19 protein-coding genes, 1 rRNA gene and 1 other annotated feature are annotated in these 17278 nt (G+C 35.3%); all 20 genes read left to right on the forward strand.

Features of this window, described 5'->3' with window-relative positions; genetic code table 11:
- The 20 genes from rrf to rplK all read left to right on the forward strand — a co-directional run bounded on the left by rrf (position 1) and on the right by rplK (position 17190).
- Positions 1–115, forward strand: a 5S ribosomal RNA gene (gene rrf / locus OEV82_RS05975).
- A 258-nt stretch (positions 116–373) separates the two neighbouring features.
- The gene (locus OEV82_RS05980) at positions 374–835 is read left to right on the forward strand and encodes a CtsR family transcriptional regulator (RefSeq protein WP_173660772.1); all 462 of its coding nucleotides are present in this window, start codon (positions 374–376) and stop codon (positions 833–835) included.
- A 13-nt stretch (positions 836–848) separates the two neighbouring features.
- Positions 849–1388, forward strand: coding sequence for a UvrB/UvrC motif-containing protein (locus tag OEV82_RS05985; RefSeq protein WP_173660770.1), 540 nt, complete (start codon positions 849–851; stop codon positions 1386–1388).
- Position 1389: 1 nt separating this feature from the next.
- Complete coding sequence (locus tag OEV82_RS05990; RefSeq protein WP_173660768.1) at positions 1390–2460, forward strand: protein arginine kinase; 1071 nt, start codon at positions 1390–1392, stop codon at positions 2458–2460.
- Between the two features lie 14 nt (positions 2461–2474).
- Positions 2475–4907 (forward strand): ATP-dependent protease ATP-binding subunit ClpC, encoded by a 2433-nt coding sequence (gene clpC / locus OEV82_RS05995; RefSeq protein WP_173660766.1) that lies wholly within the window; start codon positions 2475–2477, stop codon positions 4905–4907.
- A 135-nt stretch (positions 4908–5042) separates the two neighbouring features.
- Positions 5043–6422, forward strand: coding sequence for a DNA repair protein RadA (gene radA, locus OEV82_RS06000; RefSeq protein ID WP_263061327.1), 1380 nt, complete (start codon positions 5043–5045; stop codon positions 6420–6422).
- Positions 6423–6546: 124 nt separating this feature from the next.
- A complete protein-coding gene (locus tag OEV82_RS06005) occupies positions 6547–7635 on the forward strand; it encodes a PIN/TRAM domain-containing protein (RefSeq protein WP_263061328.1) in 1089 nt (362 codons plus the stop codon).
- 101 nt (positions 7636–7736) lie between these two features.
- Entirely contained in the window at positions 7737–8456 is a 720-nt protein-coding gene (gene ispD / locus OEV82_RS06010; protein ID WP_263061329.1) for a 2-C-methyl-D-erythritol 4-phosphate cytidylyltransferase, read from the forward strand.
- 26 nt (positions 8457–8482) lie between these two features.
- The gene (gene ispF / locus OEV82_RS06015; RefSeq protein ID WP_173660758.1) at positions 8483–8965 is read left to right on the forward strand and encodes a 2-C-methyl-D-erythritol 2,4-cyclodiphosphate synthase; all 483 of its coding nucleotides are present in this window, start codon (positions 8483–8485) and stop codon (positions 8963–8965) included.
- A 101-nt stretch (positions 8966–9066) separates the two neighbouring features.
- The gene (gene gltX, locus OEV82_RS06020; protein ID WP_407672747.1) at positions 9067–10524 is read left to right on the forward strand and encodes a glutamate--tRNA ligase; all 1458 of its coding nucleotides are present in this window, start codon (positions 9067–9069) and stop codon (positions 10522–10524) included.
- A 49-nt stretch (positions 10525–10573) separates the two neighbouring features.
- Positions 10574–10816: a binding site (T-box leader), on the forward strand.
- A 97-nt stretch (positions 10817–10913) separates the two neighbouring features.
- A complete protein-coding gene (gene cysE, locus OEV82_RS06025; RefSeq protein ID WP_173660756.1) occupies positions 10914–11582 on the forward strand; it encodes a serine O-acetyltransferase in 669 nt (222 codons plus the stop codon).
- Positions 11563–12966, forward strand: coding sequence for a cysteine--tRNA ligase (gene cysS, locus OEV82_RS06030; protein WP_263061330.1), 1404 nt, complete (start codon positions 11563–11565; stop codon positions 12964–12966). The genes cysE and cysS overlap by 20 nt, the downstream gene beginning before the upstream one ends.
- 5 nt (positions 12967–12971) lie before the next feature.
- Positions 12972–13400: a Mini-ribonuclease 3 gene (locus OEV82_RS06035; RefSeq protein ID WP_263061331.1), complete on the forward strand. Its 429-nt coding sequence runs from the start codon at positions 12972–12974 to the stop codon at positions 13398–13400.
- Entirely contained in the window at positions 13390–14130 is a 741-nt protein-coding gene (rlmB, locus tag OEV82_RS06040) for a 23S rRNA (guanosine(2251)-2'-O)-methyltransferase RlmB (RefSeq protein WP_263061332.1), read from the forward strand. Before OEV82_RS06035 ends, rlmB begins: the two co-directional genes overlap by 11 nt.
- A 2-nt stretch (positions 14131–14132) precedes the next feature.
- Entirely contained in the window at positions 14133–14639 is a 507-nt protein-coding gene (locus OEV82_RS06045; protein WP_263061333.1) for an NYN domain-containing protein, read from the forward strand.
- 72 nt (positions 14640–14711) lie between these two features.
- On the forward strand, positions 14712–15377 hold the full coding sequence (gene sigH / locus OEV82_RS06050) for an RNA polymerase sporulation sigma factor SigH (protein ID WP_377701664.1): 666 nt from the start codon (positions 14712–14714) through the stop codon (positions 15375–15377).
- Positions 15378–15504: 127 nt separating this feature from the next.
- Positions 15505–15651, forward strand: coding sequence for a 50S ribosomal protein L33 (gene rpmG / locus OEV82_RS06055; protein WP_173660746.1), 147 nt, complete (start codon positions 15505–15507; stop codon positions 15649–15651).
- A gap of 47 nt (positions 15652–15698) precedes the next feature.
- On the forward strand, positions 15699–15884 hold the full coding sequence (gene secE, locus OEV82_RS06060) for a preprotein translocase subunit SecE (RefSeq protein WP_173660744.1): 186 nt from the start codon (positions 15699–15701) through the stop codon (positions 15882–15884).
- Positions 15885–16059: 175 nt separating this feature from the next.
- Positions 16060–16593, forward strand: a complete 534-nt coding sequence (nusG, locus tag OEV82_RS06065; RefSeq protein WP_173660742.1) for a transcription termination/antitermination protein NusG — start codon at positions 16060–16062, stop codon at positions 16591–16593.
- 171 nt (positions 16594–16764) lie between these two features.
- Positions 16765–17190, forward strand: coding sequence for a 50S ribosomal protein L11 (rplK, locus tag OEV82_RS06070; protein WP_173660740.1), 426 nt, complete (start codon positions 16765–16767; stop codon positions 17188–17190).
- The last annotated feature ends 88 nt before the right edge of the window (positions 17191–17278 follow it).

The following is a 17278-nucleotide window of genomic DNA, read 5'->3' on the forward strand; positions in this document are numbered from 1 at the left end:
CTGGTGACGATGGCGAGAAGGTCACACCCGTTCCCATCCCGAACACGGAAGTTAAGCTTCTCAGCGCCGATGGTAGTGAAGGGTTCCCCTTTGCGAGAGTAGGACGTTGCCAGGCAAATAAAAACAGCGACATTCGTCGCTGTTTTTTTGTATCTATTCTAAATCAATTTGCCAAACGTTTTTGCAAAAATGTTTAATGACTATAAAAATGGAATAGAGTAAAATGTATAAATTTAAAAATCAGGATTATGGATAATTAATAATCATATATAACTTCAATTGCCATTTTATAAAAAAAATAATATAATAAATTAAAGTCAAATATAGTCAAAGTCAATTGGTAACAGATATGCAATTGATGGAGGGAGAACATTTGAGAAGTATCTCAGATATTATAGAGGAGTACTTGAAGAAAATTTTAGAAAAAAGTAAAGACGATATTTTAGAAATCAAGCGAAGTGAGATCGCAAGTAAATTCCAATGTGTCCCATCTCAAATAAATTATGTAATTAATACACGCTTCACGATTGAGAGAGGTTACCTCGTAGAAAGTAAACGGGGTGGTGGTGGATATATTCGAATTATAAAGGTTCGACCAAATAGTAAAAAGCAATTTATTGATCAAATGCTTTCATTAGTTGGCAATAAAATATCACAAACGGCTGCCACAGATATCATTGAAAATTTATTAACTGAAGAAGTCATTACGAATCGTGAGGCGAGGTTAATGTTAAATGCTCTAGATCGTTCTATTATCTATTTAGATTTACCTGAAAGGGATTTTTTGAGAGCAAGAATTTTAAAAGCTATGCTTATTTCTTTAAGATATGAGTAGTGAGGTGATTCGGGTGAAATGTCAAGAATGTCAAAAGCGACCAGCAACAATCCATTTTACAAAAATTATTAATGGCGAAAAAACGGAAGTTCATCTATGTGAACAATGTGCTCAAGAAAAAGGCAATGTCATTATGTTTAATAACACATCGGGATTATCAATTAATAATTTATTAGCAGGATTATTTAATTTTAACCCGAATATAGAACATACACAAAAAAATGCATTGCATCCAAATGAAATTATTCAATGTGACCATTGTGGTATGACTTTGAATCAGTTTATAGAAATTGGACGTTTTGGTTGTGCCAATTGTTATGATGCATTTCAGGATCAAGTTACAACTATTTTGAAAAGACTGCATGAAGGAAATTGGAAACATAGAGGGAAAATACCACAACGTTCAGGTGGCAATATCCATTTGCGAAAAAAAATCGATATTTTAAAAGAAACCCTCCAATCTCTGGTTGCCAGGGAAGAATTTGAAAAGGCAGCTGAAGTTCGAGATGAGATTCGTCTATATGAACAACAATTACAAGAGGGAGGGGAATAATATGTCACTTGAACGATTTTTAAATCAATCGGTTAGTCCTTGGATGAATGCTGAAGGTCCAGAGTCGGATATTATTTTAACTTCTCGAATCCGATTGGCTAGAAATTTAAAGAACCATGCCTTCCCAACAATATCCTCACAAGAAGAGGCGAAAAAAGTATTAGAGAAATTTCAAGGAATGATACCATTATTAAATTTGTATCCTTTAAAAGATGCAGAGTTTTTAAAAATGGAACATTTACAACCTTTACACAAACAAGTATTAGTAGAAAAACACTTGATTAGCCCTAATCTTGCTGAACAATCTTCTCATGGCGCTTGTTTACTGTCACAAGATGAAGTGATAAGTATTATGGTTAATGAAGAAGACCATATACGGATTCAATGTATTTTCTCTGGTCTACAGTTGGAAGAGGCATTCAATTTAGCCAATGCGGTTGATGATCAATTGGAACAACATTTGGATTATGCATTTAGTGAAGTAAGAGGATATCTTACAAGTTGTCCTACCAATACAGGAACAGGATTACGTGCTTCAGTTATGATGCATTTACCAGGTTTAGTTATGACACAACAAATGAAACAATTAATTCCTTCAATAAATCAACTTGGTTTTGCTGTGCGTGGAATTTATGGAGAAGGCAGTGAAGCGTTAGGCAATATTTTCCAAATTTCGAATCAAATGACACTTGGGAAATCAGAACAAGAAATAATCCTAGATTTAAAAAATGTTGTTGAACAAATTGTCCAACAAGAACGATCGGCAAGAGAATCGATTGTAAAAACAGCTGGTATCCAACTCGAAGATAAAGTTTGGCGATCGCTTGGTATTTTAAAAAATAGCAGAATTATTGAAACAAAAGAAGCTGCAAAATGTTTATCTGATGTCCGTTTGGGCATAGATATAGGATATATAGAAAATATTTCCAAAAATATATTGAATGAACTTATGATTTTAACCCAACCTGGATTTTTACAACAATATGCAGGCGGACCTCTCCGTCCATTTGAACGGGATGTACGACGTGCCACTTTAATACGAGAACGTTTACTATTAGAAAAGAATTCCTAAAAGGGGGAAATGAAATGTTATTTGGTCGATTTACAGAAAGAGCTCAAAAAGTGCTTGCCTTGTCACAAGAAGAAGCGATTCGTTTAAATCACAGCAATGTGGGAACCGAACATATTTTGCTAGGTTTAGTCCGTGAAGGTGAAGGAATAGCAGCTAAGGCACTTTTTGCCATTGGTCTTACATCAGAAAAAATTCAAAAAGAAGTTGAAAATTTAATCGGTGTAGGAAAAGAGAAAATACAGACACCACAGTATACTCCAAGAGCAAAAAAGGTTATCGAATTATCAATGGATGAAGCTAGGAAATTAGGTCATTCTTATGTCGGAACGGAACATATTCTTCTTGGCCTAATTCGTGAAGGAGAAGGAGTAGCAGCCCGTGTTTTAAGTAATCTTGGTGTAAGTCTAAACAAAGCGCGTCAACAAGTATTACAATTGTTAGGCAATAATGATTCTGGTAGTGCGAATGGTGCGCAGACTAATGTGAACACACCTACATTGGATAGTTTAGCAAGGGATTTAACGCAAGTGGCGCGAGAAGGTGGTTTAGATCCAGTTATTGGGCGTAGTAAGGAAATTCAACGAGTTATTGAAGTGTTAAGTCGAAGAACGAAAAACAACCCAGTTTTAATCGGTGAACCTGGTGTTGGGAAAACAGCGATTGCAGAAGGATTAGCACAACAAATCGTCGATAATGAGGTCCCAGAAATATTAAGAAATAAGCGTGTAATGACATTAGATATGGGTACAGTCGTTGCTGGTACGAAATATCGTGGTGAGTTTGAAGATCGGCTGAAAAAAGTGATGGATGAGATTCGTCAAGCTGGGAATATAATTTTGTTTATTGATGAGTTGCACACATTAATTGGTGCTGGTGGAGCTGAAGGTGCAATAGATGCATCCAATATTTTAAAACCTTCATTAGCTAGAGGAGAACTTCAATGTATTGGCGCTACAACTCTTGATGAATATCGTAAATATATAGAAAAAGATGCAGCATTAGAGAGGAGATTCCAACCGATTACGGTTGATGAACCGACAGTGGAAGAGTCTATTAAAATTTTACAAGGACTACGTGATCGTTATGAAGCTCACCATCGTGTTGCAATAACGGATGATGCAATAGAGGCTGCAGTGAAATTATCTGATCGTTATATTTCCGATCGCTTCTTACCGGATAAAGCGATTGATGTGATTGATGAAGCAGGTTCGAAAGTACGTCTACGTAGCTTTGCAACACCACCAAGCTTAAAAGAATTGGAAGGAAAACTGGAAGAAGTTCGTAAGGAAAAAGATGCGGCTGTACAAAGCCAAGAATTTGAAAAAGCCGCTTCATTAAGAGATATGGAGCAAAGACTACGTGAACAATTAGAAGAAACAAAGAAAGAGTGGAAGGAAAAACAAGGAAAAGAAAATAGTAAAGTGACTGTCGATGATGTAGCGAAGGTCGTAGCAAGCTGGACAGGAATACCAGTATCGAAAATTGCTGAGTCTGAAACTGCAAAATTGTTAAAACTTGAAGAAGTTCTTCATTCCCGGGTGATTGGTCAAGAAGAAGCAGTTAGCGCTGTTTCAAAAGCTGTTCGTCGCGCAAGAGCTGGATTAAAAGATCCGAAACGACCAATTGGTTCCTTTATTTTCCTTGGACCTACTGGCGTTGGAAAAACCGAACTAGCTCGAGCTCTTGCTGAAGCAATGTTTGGTGATGAAGATGCAATGATTCGCATTGACATGTCTGAATATATGGAAAAACATTCGACATCACGTCTTGTTGGTTCACCTCCTGGTTATGTTGGTTATGATGAAGGCGGTCAACTAACAGAAAAAATACGCCGAAAGCCATACTCAGTAATTTTACTTGATGAAATAGAAAAAGCTCATCCTGATGTATTTAACATTCTCCTACAAGTTTTAGAAGACGGCAGATTAACAGATTCTAAAGGTAGGACTGTTGACTTCAGAAATACAATTGTAATTATGACTTCCAATATTGGTGCTGAGTCTTTAAAACGAAATAAATACGTTGGTTTTAATGTCCAAGATAGCAACCAAGATTATAAAGACATGAAGGGTAAAGTTTTGGAGGAATTGAAAAAGGCCTTCCGTCCGGAATTTATAAACCGTGTTGATGAAATTATTGTATTCCATGCTTTAGAAAAAGAACATCTAGTAAAAATTGTTGATTTACTATTAAATACTCTGTTTAAACGTCTTGGAGAACAAAATATCGAGTTAGAATTAACGGACCGTGCAAAAGAAAAAATTGTAGAAGAAGGAAACGATCCGGAATATGGTGCGAGACCACTAAGACGGGCGATTCAGAAAAATATTGAAGACCTTTTATCCGAAGAACTATTGAAGGGTACTGTAACTAACGGTAAAAAAGTAATTATTGATGTGGAAAGTGGAGAATTTGTTGTTCGAACAGATTCAAAAGTATTTTCTTAATCTAAACTTACTACAAAAGTAGGAGTAGGCAACTATCGAATATAAATCTTTCGAGGGGTTGCCTTCCTCCCTTTTTATATGGGAGAATGATTTAAAGTAATATCATGAAGAGTGATAATTAAAAGGGGAAAGTATATGGCAAAGGTTAAATCAAAATTTGTGTGCTCCTCTTGTGGTTATGAAACAGCGAAATGGATGGGGAGATGTCCAAATTGTAATCAATGGAATACGATGGTTGAGGAGATTCAAGAAGTTAAAGGTAATCGTCGTGTTGCTTTCTCCCATTCAACTAAAGTAACAGGTTCAGATATTAAGGCCGTTTCAATAACAAATGTGAAATCCGAAGAAACACCGCGTATCGAAACAAGATCAAAAGAGCTTAATCGGGTTTTAGGTGGCGGAATTGTAAATGGTTCTCTTGTTTTAATTGGAGGAGATCCTGGAATAGGTAAATCCACATTACTTTTACAAGTATCTAGTCAATTGGCAAGTAATGGACTGAAAGTTTTATATATTTCAGGGGAAGAATCCGTCAAGCAAACAAAACTACGAGCGGATCGACTAGGGATCCAATCAGAAAACCTTTATGTTTATGCTGAAACTAATCTGCATTATATTGAACATACGATTAATGAATTACAGCCTGATTTTGCCGTCATTGACTCCATTCAAACAATATTCCATCCTGATATAACTTCTGCTCCTGGTTCCGTATCACAAGTAAGAGAAACAACAAGTGAACTTATGCGTATTGCGAAAACAGTTAATATACCAATTTTTATTGTAGGACATGTAACAAAAGAAGGGGCGATTGCAGGCCCACGGTTACTAGAGCATATGGTTGATACCGTCTTATATTTTGAAGGAGAAAGACATCATACATTTCGTATATTGCGAGCAGTAAAAAACCGTTTCGGTTCAACCAATGAAATCGGTATTTTTGAAATGAAAGAAGAAGGTTTAATTGATGTTGCTAATCCTTCAGATGTCTTTTTGGAAGAACGATTGCAAGGTGCTTCTGGTTCGTCCGTTGTCGCTTCAATGGAAGGTACACGTCCTATATTAGTTGAGATTCAGGCATTACTGACTCCTACGAGTTTTGGAAACCCGAGGAGAATGGCGACTGGTATAGATCATAGTCGTGTATCGTTATTGATGGCGGTTCTTGAAAAGCGTGTCGGATTGTTATTACAAAACCAAGATGCTTATTTGAAAGCTGCTGGTGGTGTTAAACTCGATGAGCCAGCAATTGATTTAGCGATTGCTATAAGTATTGCATCTAGTTTTTATGATAAACCAACCAAAACAACCGACTGTTTTATTGGTGAAGTTGGTTTAATGGGTGAAATCAGACGGGTGTCAAGGATCGATCAGCGGGTTAAAGAAGTCGAGAAATTAGGTTTCGAACGGGTATTTGTACCAAAAAATAATTTAGGGAACTGGGTAACGTCAAGGAATATAGAGGTAATAGGCGTGTCTATGATAAAAGAGGCTATTCAAAAAGCACTAAATTGATAGATCATCTTTATGACAATAAATCAAATAATATTTCATAATGCTAACATTTAATAAATATTTTGTAATTATACGTTTCAAAAATGCCTAGTTGTTTATAATGAATTATGAGGAGGTGAATGACTTGCTAACAAGAATTGTACAAATTTGCTTTCTACTTGTCGGAGGAACTTTAGGTGTATTGTTTTTACCTTTTATTTTTGAATTACTCAAAATAGACCATATCGTATTCCTAAATAACCCTTATACCTCAGCAATTTTAGGTGCTATTATTTTTTTTCTTATGACGTTTTGGGCTGTAAATTATGTGATTCATTTTATAAAGTGGCTGGAAGAAAAGCTTTTAAAGGCGCCAGTTGCTGAATTACTTACTGGAACAATTGGATTAATACTAGGATTGATCGTTGCTTTTTTAATTAACTCTGCTCTAGAATCAGTTCTATTCCCAGTACTAAATGATATCGTCCCTATTATCCTTACTTTGTTATTTGGCTACCTAGGTTTCCAAGTTGGTTTTAAGAAACGAGAAGAACTAATGAGTTTATTTACAAATCGAGGGAATAAGAAAAAGGCAATTGATGAAGAAAGTATTAAAACACAAGGTCCACGGTTAAAGATACTAGATACAAGTGTTATAATTGATGGACGGATTGCTGATATTTGTAAGACTGGATTTCTGGAAGGGACAATTGTAATTCCACAATTTGTACTTTTAGAATTACAACATATTGCAGATTCATCTGATGTGTTGAAGAGAAACAGAGGACGAAGAGGCTTAGATATATTAAATAAAATTCAAAAGGAATTACCGATAAAAGTTGAAATTTATGATGGTGATTTTGAAGATATTCAGGAAGTGGATAGTAAATTAGTTAAATTAGCAAAATTAACAAACGGTACGGTTGTAACAAATGATTTTAATTTAAATAAAGTTTGTGAATTGCAAAAAGTAAAGGTTCTAAATATTAATGATTTAGCTAATGCTTTGAAACCAGTTGTTTTACCAGGTGAAGAAATGAATGTTCTTGTCATAAAAGATGGTAAAGAACAGAACCAAGGTATAGCGTATTTAGATGATGGTACAATGATCGTTGTCGAAGAAGGTCGGAATTATATCGGTAAAACAATTAATGTATTAGTAACGAGTGTATTACAGACATCGGCAGGTCGAATGATTTTTGCAAAACCGAAATTATTAGAAAAGGCATTATAACAATTTAAAGAACTTATTTTGGGAGATCGATATTTGAACAAAGGTCTCCCTTATTTTATTATATATAAAGAATAAAATGAAGGAAAAACAGGGGAATCAATATGGAATATAAGGTTATAATCCCTGCAGCGGGCATGGGAAAAAGAATGGGATTTGAAAAAAATAAACTACGGATTCATTTATTGAATAAACCAATAATCGCTTATACCATTGAGGTTTTTGAAAAAGATCCATGGTGCTCATCCATCCTATTAGTGATTAATGAGCAGGATAGAACATTTATGGAGGAACTGGTGAAGACTTCTAAATTCTCTAAAGTTAAAGAAATTGTTAAGGGTGGACAGGAAAGACAGGAGAGCGTATATAAAGGCTTGAAAAAGATTGAGAAGGAATCAATCGTCCTTGTACATGATGGTGCAAGACCGTTTGTTCATGTTGACGATATACATAAACTCGTTCAAGTTACTAGTCGTAAAGGTGCTGCTGTTTTAGCAGTACCAGTAAAGGATACAATAAAAAGAGTAAAAGAAGGTGTCATACAAGAGACATTGGTTCGTTCAGAACTTTGGTCAATTCAAACACCTCAAGCTTTTCATCTTTCACTATTAAAACAAGCATACGATAAAGCGGAACAAGAAAAATACATCGGTACGGATGATGCAAGTCTTGTGGAGAATATGGGACATAAAGTCGAAATTGTCAAAGGAAACTATAATAATATAAAAATAACAACACAAGAGGATTTACTTTTTGCGCATGCAATTATAAATAATAACGATTTACTAAAAAAGTCGAATCTAAAATTCAAAAGACAAAAGTAAATTAAAATAGAAGAGGAGATATAAGAATGTTTCGTATAGGACAAGGATATGATGTTCATCAATTAACAGAGGATAGACCATTGATTATTGGTGGTATTCAAATTCCACATGAAAAAGGATTACTCGGCCATTCCGATGCGGACGTTTTATTACATGCGATTACGGATGCTATATTAGGTGCGGTTGGACTAGGTGATATCGGCACACATTTTCCAGATACTGATGTTGCGTATAAAAATGCAGATTCATCATATCTTTTAAGTGAAATTTGGAATAAAGTAAAGGATATGGGATATCGTTTAGGAAATGTAGACTGTACCATTATCGCTCAAAAACCAAAAATGGCGCCTTATATTCGGAATATGAAAGAGAACATTGCTAAGCTGTTAGATGCTGAAATAAGTCAAGTTAATGTGAAGGCAACAACGAATGAAAAGTTAGGTTTTATCGGGAGAGAAGAAGGGATTGCTTCAATTTCGGTTGTTCTGCTTGAAAAAATTAAAAAATAGCTTACATTACTTAACAAAGTGCCCTTAATTTGGTGTAAAATAAGATAGGTTTGCTAAACATACATAAAAAGCATTGTTTATTAAAATTGGAGGTATAAATTATGAGTACTATTCGTGTTCGTTATGCTCCTAGCCCAACGGGACACCTACACATCGGGAATGCAAGAACAGCATTATTTAATTATTTATTTGCAAGAAGTCAAAATGGTAAACTGATTATTCGAATTGAAGATACAGATGAAAAGCGTAATATTGAAGGCGGAGAGCAAAGCCAGTTAAAATATTTAAAATGGCTTGGCATAGATTGGGACGAAAGCATAGACGTAGGTGGTGAATACGGGCCATATCGACAATCCGAACGTATCGAAATTTATAAAAAATATTATGAAGAATTATTAGAAAGAGGATTAGCTTATAAATGTTACTGTACGGAAGAGGAGTTGGAAAAAGAAAGGGAAGAACAAAGAGCTCGTGGTATTGTTTCACCTCGTTATTCTGGTAAATGTAGACATTTAACAAAGGAAGATCAAGAACAATTAGAAAAAGAAGGTCGAAAACCAAGTATTCGTTTTCGTGTACCAGAAGGTAAAACCTATCAATTTAACGATATTGTTAAAGATGAAGTTTCTTTTGAATCAAATGATATTGGTGATTGGGTAATTGTGAAAAAAAATGGGGTACCTACTTACAATTTTGCAGTGGCCATTGATGATCATTTGATGAAAATTAGCCATGTATTACGTGGAGATGACCATATTTCCAATACACCGAAACAATTAATGATTTATGAAGCCTTTGGTTGGGAACCGCCTAAATTTGGCCACATGACATTAATTGTGAATGAAAATCATAAAAAATTAAGTAAACGAGATGAAACCATCATCCAGTTTATGGAACAGTATGAAGAGTTAGGCTATCTTCCAGAAGCACTTTTCAACTTCATTACTTTACTTGGTTGGTCACCGGTTGGAGAAGAAGAAATTTTCACCAAGGAAGAATTGATCAAAATATTCGATCCGAAACGTTTATCTAAATCACCCGCGGTGTTTGATCGGAACAAACTAACTTGGATGAATAACCAATATATTAAATCAGTAGACTTAGATAAAGTTGTGGAACTTTCTTTACCACACTTGATTAAAGCGGGGAGAATTTCTGCAAATCCATCTAAGGAAGAAATGGAATTTGCCCGGAAACTTATAGCACTATATCAAGAACAAATGAGTTACGGAGCAGAAATTGTTCCGTTAACAGAGCTCTTCTTTAAAGATGAAATTGTTTATGGTGAAGAGGAGCAAGAAATCTTAAATGAAGAACATGTACATCAAGTGCTAAAAGTATTATTGCAAGAAATGGAACAAGTCGAACCTTTTGTTTCATCGGAGATTATGGCGGCCATTAAGCGAGTACAAAAAGCTACAGGGGTAAAAGGTAAAAAATTATATATGCCAATTCGGGTAGCTGTATCAGGTCAAGCCCACGGTCCTTCAATAGGAGAAACTATTGAGTTATTAGGTAAGGATAAAGTTGTCCAAAGAATTAAAAGACTTTTGGATTAACATTTTTTAAAAAATATAATATAGTAATGATACAAACAAAATTATTGAAGAGAAAGCTTTGAAGAGGAGAAGTAGGTATTGACGCTTTTTTAGAGAGGGTCACCACCGGCTGAAAGTGACCTAAAGCCCCTCAATATCGAAATGCACCTCTGAGCCCTTTATCGAACAACTTTTTATGTTCAGTAGATAAAGGCGGGAGCCTGCCGTTAACAGGAAGAGTTGAGACAATTCTACCTAAATATAATGAGAATTGTCTAAACAGAGTGGAACCGCGCAAACAAGCGTCTCTGTCAGATGGCAGAGGCGTTTTTTTATAGGGGAGATTTCCAAATAGCTTGGAATTTTGGGAGATGGAAAATGAGAAGTAATTCCAAATAGGGGTGATATAAATGTTTAAACGTTTGAAAGAAGATATCGAAGTTGTTTTTGAACAAGATCCTGCTGCTCGAAGTGTGTTAGAAGTTGTGTTAACTTATTCGGGATTACATGCGATCTGGTCGCATCGGATTGCTCATTGGTTTTTCCGCCGCAATATGAAGTTTATTGCACGATTAATTTCTCAAATTAGTCGTTTTTTTACCGGTATTGAAATTCATCCAGGTGCAAAAATTGGAAGAAGACTTTTTATTGACCATGGAATGGGTGTTGTTATTGGTGAGACATGTGAGATTGGCGATAATGTTACGCTTTATCAAGGTGTGACATTAGGAGGAACAGGAAAAGAAAAAGGTAAACGGCACCCGACTTTGAAAGATAATGTATTGGTTGCTAGTGGAGCAAAAGTCTTAGGTTCCATAACCATAGGGGAGAATTCGAAGGTTGGTGCTGGAGCGGTTGTTTTAAAGGATGTTCCTCCAAATGCAACAGTAGTGGGAATTCCTGGGACAGTTGTAGTTCAAGATGGAAAACGGATTAAAAAAGACTTGAATCACGGTGACCTACCAGATCCAGTGCAAGATCGAATTAAGACGATGGAAAAACAAATAGAAGAATTAAAAAAGGAAATCGATCAATTGCGTAAGGAAAGGGGTTTGGAAATTGCCAATAAAAATTTATAATACATTAACACAAAAAAAAGAAACATTTGTTCCTATTGAAGAAGGAAAGGTCAAAATGTATGTGTGCGGACCAACTGTTTATAACTATATCCATATCGGTAATGCACGTCCAGCCATCGTATTTGATACTGTTCGTCGTTATTTAGAGTACCGTGGTTATGAAGTAAATTATATTTCAAATTTTACTGACGTAGATGACAAAATTATTCGAGCGGCAAATGAACAAAAGGAAGATGTGTTTACTTTAGCTGAACGTTATATCCAGGCTTATTTTGAAGACATTACAGCATTGGGCTGCAAACATGCTTCCCATCATCCTCGCGTTACAGAAAATATGAATGAAATTATTGACTTTGTCCAAGGACTAATTGATAAAGGCTATGCTTATGAGTCAGATGGAGATGTTTATTTTAAAACTAAGAAGTTTGCTGAATACGGGAAGTTATCACATCAATCAATTGATGATTTACATTTAGGTGCGCGTATTGAAGTTGGTGAAAAGAAACAAGATCCCCTTGATTTTGCTCTTTGGAAAGCTGCAAAACCCGGTGAAGTATATTGGGACAGTCCATGGGGAGAAGGAAGACCGGGTTGGCATATTGAATGCTCAGCAATGGCGCGAAAGTATTTAGGTGATACAATTGATATTCATGCTGGTGGACAAGATTTATCATTTCCGCATCATGAAAATGAAATTGCTCAAACGGAAAGTTTAACTGGTAAACCTTTCGCTAATTACTGGATGCATAACGGTTATATTAATATTAATAATGAAAAAATGTCAAAGTCTTTAGGTAACTTTGTTCTTGTCCATGAAATTATAAAAAAACACGATCCAAATGTACTTCGTTTCTTTATGTTATCGGTTCATTATCGTCATCCAATCAATTACAGTAATGAAGTATTAAATAACGCAAAATCTTCTTTAGAACGTTTGCAAACGTCTTATTCTAATTTAAAATATCGTTTAGATTTAAGTACAGATATAACAAATGATGATGAAAAATGGCTAGAACAAATCAATGATTTACGCAAACAATTCATAAAGGAAATGGACGATGATTTTAATACTGCAAATGCAATTTCTGTATTATTTGAACTTGCTAAATCAGCCAATTATTACTTAATGGAAAAAACTACCTCAACAACTGTTATCAAGCAGTACATGAAGACATTTGAAGAGTATTTTGATGTATTAGGAGTGTCTCTTGAGCAAGGAGAAAGTGATTTATTAGATGAGGAAATTGAACAATTAATTACAAAACGAAATGAAGCGAGGAAAAATCGCGATTTTAAAACTGCTGATGAAATTCGTGACAAGTTAAAAGCATTGAATATTGTTTTAGAAGATACACCACAAGGCACGCGTTGGAAAAGAGGATAAGATGCATGTTAATCGACAAGTTTGTTACTGACCCAAAAACATTAAATAGTTTAGCTTTGGCCTATATGGGTGACGCCGTATATGAAGTATACGTACGGCGTCACTTAATATCCAAGGGATATGTTAAGCCAAACTTATTACAAAAAAGTTCAATTGAATATGTTTCTGCCAAAGCACAAAATTATATTATTCACTGTTTTCTAGAAGAAGACTTCTTAACAACAGAAGAAGAAGCGGTTGTAAGACGTGGCCGAAATGCCAAAAGCAATACCGTTCCTAAAAATGCTAATGTGCAAACTTATCGTTATAGCACAGCCTTTGAAGCTCTAATTGGATACTTGTTTTTAAAGCAGGATTTTGATCGGATGGAACAGGTGATTAAACGGGCGTTGTTAAAAGCGGAAGAAAGAAAGGAGGATCAGGGTGAAAAATAATTATGTCATAGGAAAAAGTCCAGTTTTAGAAGCAATCAAAGCAAACCGAGATATTAATAAAATTTGGATTGGGGAAGGTTCCCAAAAGGGAGCGATGCAACCAATTATTAAAGCAGCAAAAGAAAGAAAAATCATCATTCAATTTGTACCGAAGAATAAATTAGATGAAATGGTAGAAGGCAATCACCAAGGAGTAATAGCTCAAGTATCTGCTTATCGTTACTTTGATTTAGATGAATTATTTATAAGAGCTCGTGAACGTGATGAAGAACCGTTTTTTCTAATTTTAGATGAAATAGAAGATCCGCATAATCTAGGTTCTATTATGAGAACGGCTGATGCCAGTGGTGTTCATGGTATTATCATTCCTAAAAGAAGATCTGTAGGACTAACTCCAACAGTTGCAAAGACTTCAACTGGTGCAATTGAACATATTCCCGTCGTTCGTGTAACAAATATTGCACGTACAATAGATGAATTGAAAGAAAAAGGTGTTTGGATTGCTGGTACGGACGCGAAGGGGACTATGGATTACCGAGAGATTGATGGCACGATGCCGATTGCACTGATAATAGGTAGTGAAGGTAAAGGGATTGGAAGGCTACATAGAGAAAAGTGTGACTTTCTTTTACGCCTTCCCATGCGAGGTCATGTCACATCATTGAATGCATCAGTAGCTGCAGCTTTACTGATGTATGAGATTTATCGGAAGAGAGTACCGATTTTGTAAAGATGGATATATTAATTGTTGACGGATACAACATGATTGGTGCATGGCCTGAGTTACAAGCATTAAAGGATGAAGACTTAGCAGCGGCACGTGATTTATTGATTGAAAAATTAGCGGAATACAAAGGGTATATGGGAATTCATGTGATCGTTGTTTTTGATGCTTATGTTGTTAAGGGGAAAGAAACGAAATACAAAAACTATAATGTGGAAATCATTTACACAAAGGAAAAGGAAACGGCAGATGCAAAGATTGAGAAACTAGCAAAAGAGATGATGGATCGAAGAACAAAAGTTTATGTAGCAACTTCTGATAGTGCGGAACAGTGGCAAATTTTTGGTCAAGGTGCGTTTCGTATATCAGCTCGAGAACTATATAATGAAATACGACAAATTGAAAATAATATTAAAAAAGAAATAAATGAAATAAAAGAAGAACGGCCGTTTTCAAAAATACCGCTTTCAAAGGAAGTTGCTGATTTTTTTGAAAAATTCAGAAGAGGCGAATAATAAAGTTGACCTAAAAAATTATATTAAGTTATAATAAATCTATCAACTCAAGAGCGGGTTAGGGTGATTTTGTTGCGGGATGAAAAAAATCTGAATCATGTATTTGATGAAATGGAAGACGAACAAATCGTAGAGTTGGTCCATAAGGGGAATAGTGAAGCACTAGATTACTTGATTCATAAGTTCCGTCAATTTGTTCGGGTGAAGGCAAGATCCTACTTTTTAATCGGCGCAGATCGGGAAGATATTGTTCAAGAAGGGATGATCGGTTTATTTAAAGCAATACGTGATTATAAAGATGATAAGTCCACATCTTTTAAAGCGTTTGCAGAACTATGTATTACAAGACAAATTATAACAGCGATAAAAACGGCAACAAGACAGAAACACATTCCACTTAATTCCTATATATCATTGGACAAGCCTGTTTTTGATGAAGAATCGGATCGTACATTAATGGATATGCTTACAGGTTCTCAATCATTAAATCCTGAAGAATTAATTATTAGTCAGGAAGAGTTTGACCGAATTGAAGTGAAAATGAACGAATTATTAAGTGACTTGGAACGGGAAGTGTTAGCTTTATATTTAGACGGTCAATCTTATCAAGAAATATCAGATGAACTAAATCGTCATGTGAAATCAATTGACAATGCGTTACAACGTGTGAAGCGAAAATTAGAAAAATATTTAGATTCTAAGGAATTTGGGTTAAAAGAGTCGCAGCTTTCCAAGTAGGATAGGAGTGGTAAATGGAATATTCCTTTTATCATTACAAATAGTGTTACTCATTGACAGGGTGGGGTTTTACATGATAATCTTTGAAAGATAGAAAAAATTTAATTTTATAATTATGGTGTTCAAAATGATAAAAAAACATGTACTAGCCTGTGCGAATTGTGGTTCAAGAAATTACCATGTAAACATTTCGAAGGAGAAAAGAGATCGGCGTTTAGAAATAAAAAAATACTGTAAGCATTGTCTGAAACATACTGTTCATCGTTTCGAATAGTAATTCGAATAGTAAATATAATAGAACAATCCTTCCGGAGGTAAAACATGCAAAGCGTTCGTAAATTTTTCCACAACATTGCAGAAGAGATGCGGAAAGTAAGGTGGCCGAACCGAAAAGAATTAACGAAATACACAATCACCGTTGTCACAACGCTAATCTTTTTCGTCATTTTCTTTGCACTTGTTGACTTAGGGATTTCTAGTTTAATTAATCTCATCTCTTTAAATTGATGAATAACTGCACAATCCTTTGTTATAATGGTAATATGAACATTTTTAAGACCCGGTTAACGGGTTTTTTCATTGGCTAGAAATTATTAGAGGAAAGTACGTTTTAAATAGACAAATAAAGTAAAAGCTATGGAAATTACGTATAAAAGGAGGGAAGGACGATAAGTCCCCTTTAATGGAAAAAAATTGGTATGTTGTTCATACGTATTCAGGGTATGAAAATAAGGTAAAAGCAAACTTAGAAAAACGTGTTGAAACAATGGGAATGCAAGACAAAATTTTTCGTGTTGTTGTTCCTGAAAAAGAAGAAACAGAGGTCAAAAACGGCAAGTCAAAAGTAGTTAAGAAAAAGGTTTTTCCTGGATATGTATTAGTGGAATTGATTATGACAGATGACTCATGGTATGTTGTGCGTAATACACCAGGGGTTACTGGGTTTGTAGGTTCATCTGGTTCAGGTTCTAAACCGACTCCACTTTTACCAGAAGAAGTAAATTACTTACTTAAACAAATGGGCGTTGATGTTGAACGTATTGATATTGATGTGGAAATTGGTGAAACAGTTCAAGTAACGGATGGGCCATTTAAAGATTTTACTGGAAGAGTCGAAGAAATTGATAAAGCGAAAGGAAAACTTAAAGTTTCAGTCAATATGTTTGGTCGTGAAACACCTGTTGAATTAGATTTTTCGCAAATCGAAAAGATATAACTTCTAAAAGGTCTTGAAAAATAGCAATTTATCTGATAAACTTTTTAAGTCGATAACTCTCGTAAGCGAGATTTGACATAAGCTTAATACTATTTTATTATAAATGTTATGTATTGAGTGGGAGGGTAGTGTACCCATTTACCACATCACGGACTTAAGGAGGTGTGTCTCGTGGCTAAAAAAGTTGTCAAAATTGTTAAGTTACAAATCCCGGCAGGTAAAGCTAACCCTGCACCACCAGTCGGTCCTGCATTAGGTCAAGCTGGTATTAACATTATGGGATTCTGTAAAGAATTTAACGCTCGTACAGCTGATCAAGCTGGTTTAATTATACCAGTAGAAATTACGGTATTCGAAGACCGTTCATTTACTTTCATTACGAAAACTCCACCAGCTGCAGTTCTTCTTAAAAAAGCAGCCGGTATTGACAAAGCTTCAGGAGAGCCAAACAAAAACAAAGTAGCAACAATTAAGCGAGATAAAGTGCGCGAGATTGCAGAAATGAAAATGCCAGACTTAAACGCAGCTAACGTTGAATCAGCTATGCGTATGGTTGAAGGTACAGCTCGTAGCATGGGTATCACTATTGAAGATTAATTGTTTTCGTATGAATATGAGGTTGCGACCGTAGAAGAATCGTCGCAACCTCAATTCGTGGGAGGAAAATCCGTTAAAACCACACTAA

The sequence above is a fragment of the Pallidibacillus thermolactis genome, from assembly GCF_025660415.1.
In the GTDB taxonomy this organism is placed as follows: Bacteria; Bacillota; Bacilli; order Bacillales; family Caldibacillaceae; genus Pallidibacillus; species Pallidibacillus thermolactis.

Excerpts from the sequence above, each read along its gene's own strand:
- OEV82_RS06035 (WP_263061331.1), top strand. The coding sequence starts at position 12,972 with ATGTTAATCGACAAGTTTGTTACTGACCCAAAAACATTAAATAGTTTA.
- ispF (WP_173660758.1), top strand. The coding sequence starts at position 8,483 with ATGTTTCGTATAGGACAAGGATATGATGTTCATCAATTAACAGAGGAT.
- rpmG (WP_173660746.1), top strand. The coding sequence starts at position 15,505 with ATGATAAAAAAACATGTACTAGCCTGTGCGAATTGTGGTTCAAGAAAT.
- OEV82_RS05990 (WP_173660768.1), top strand. The coding sequence starts at position 1,390 with ATGTCACTTGAACGATTTTTAAATCAATCGGTTAGTCCTTGGATGAAT.
- nusG (WP_173660742.1), top strand. The coding sequence starts at position 16,060 with ATGGAAAAAAATTGGTATGTTGTTCATACGTATTCAGGGTATGAAAAT.
- OEV82_RS06045 (WP_263061333.1), top strand. The coding sequence starts at position 14,133 with ATGGATATATTAATTGTTGACGGATACAACATGATTGGTGCATGGCCT.
- secE (WP_173660744.1), top strand. The coding sequence starts at position 15,699 with ATGCAAAGCGTTCGTAAATTTTTCCACAACATTGCAGAAGAGATGCGG.
- ispD (WP_263061329.1), top strand. The coding sequence starts at position 7,737 with ATGGAATATAAGGTTATAATCCCTGCAGCGGGCATGGGAAAAAGAATG.
- cysE (WP_173660756.1), top strand. The coding sequence starts at position 10,914 with ATGTTTAAACGTTTGAAAGAAGATATCGAAGTTGTTTTTGAACAAGAT.
- radA (WP_263061327.1), top strand. The coding sequence starts at position 5,043 with ATGGCAAAGGTTAAATCAAAATTTGTGTGCTCCTCTTGTGGTTATGAA.
- gltX (WP_407672747.1), top strand. The coding sequence starts at position 9,067 with ATGAGTACTATTCGTGTTCGTTATGCTCCTAGCCCAACGGGACACCTA.
- clpC (WP_173660766.1), top strand. The coding sequence starts at position 2,475 with ATGTTATTTGGTCGATTTACAGAAAGAGCTCAAAAAGTGCTTGCCTTG.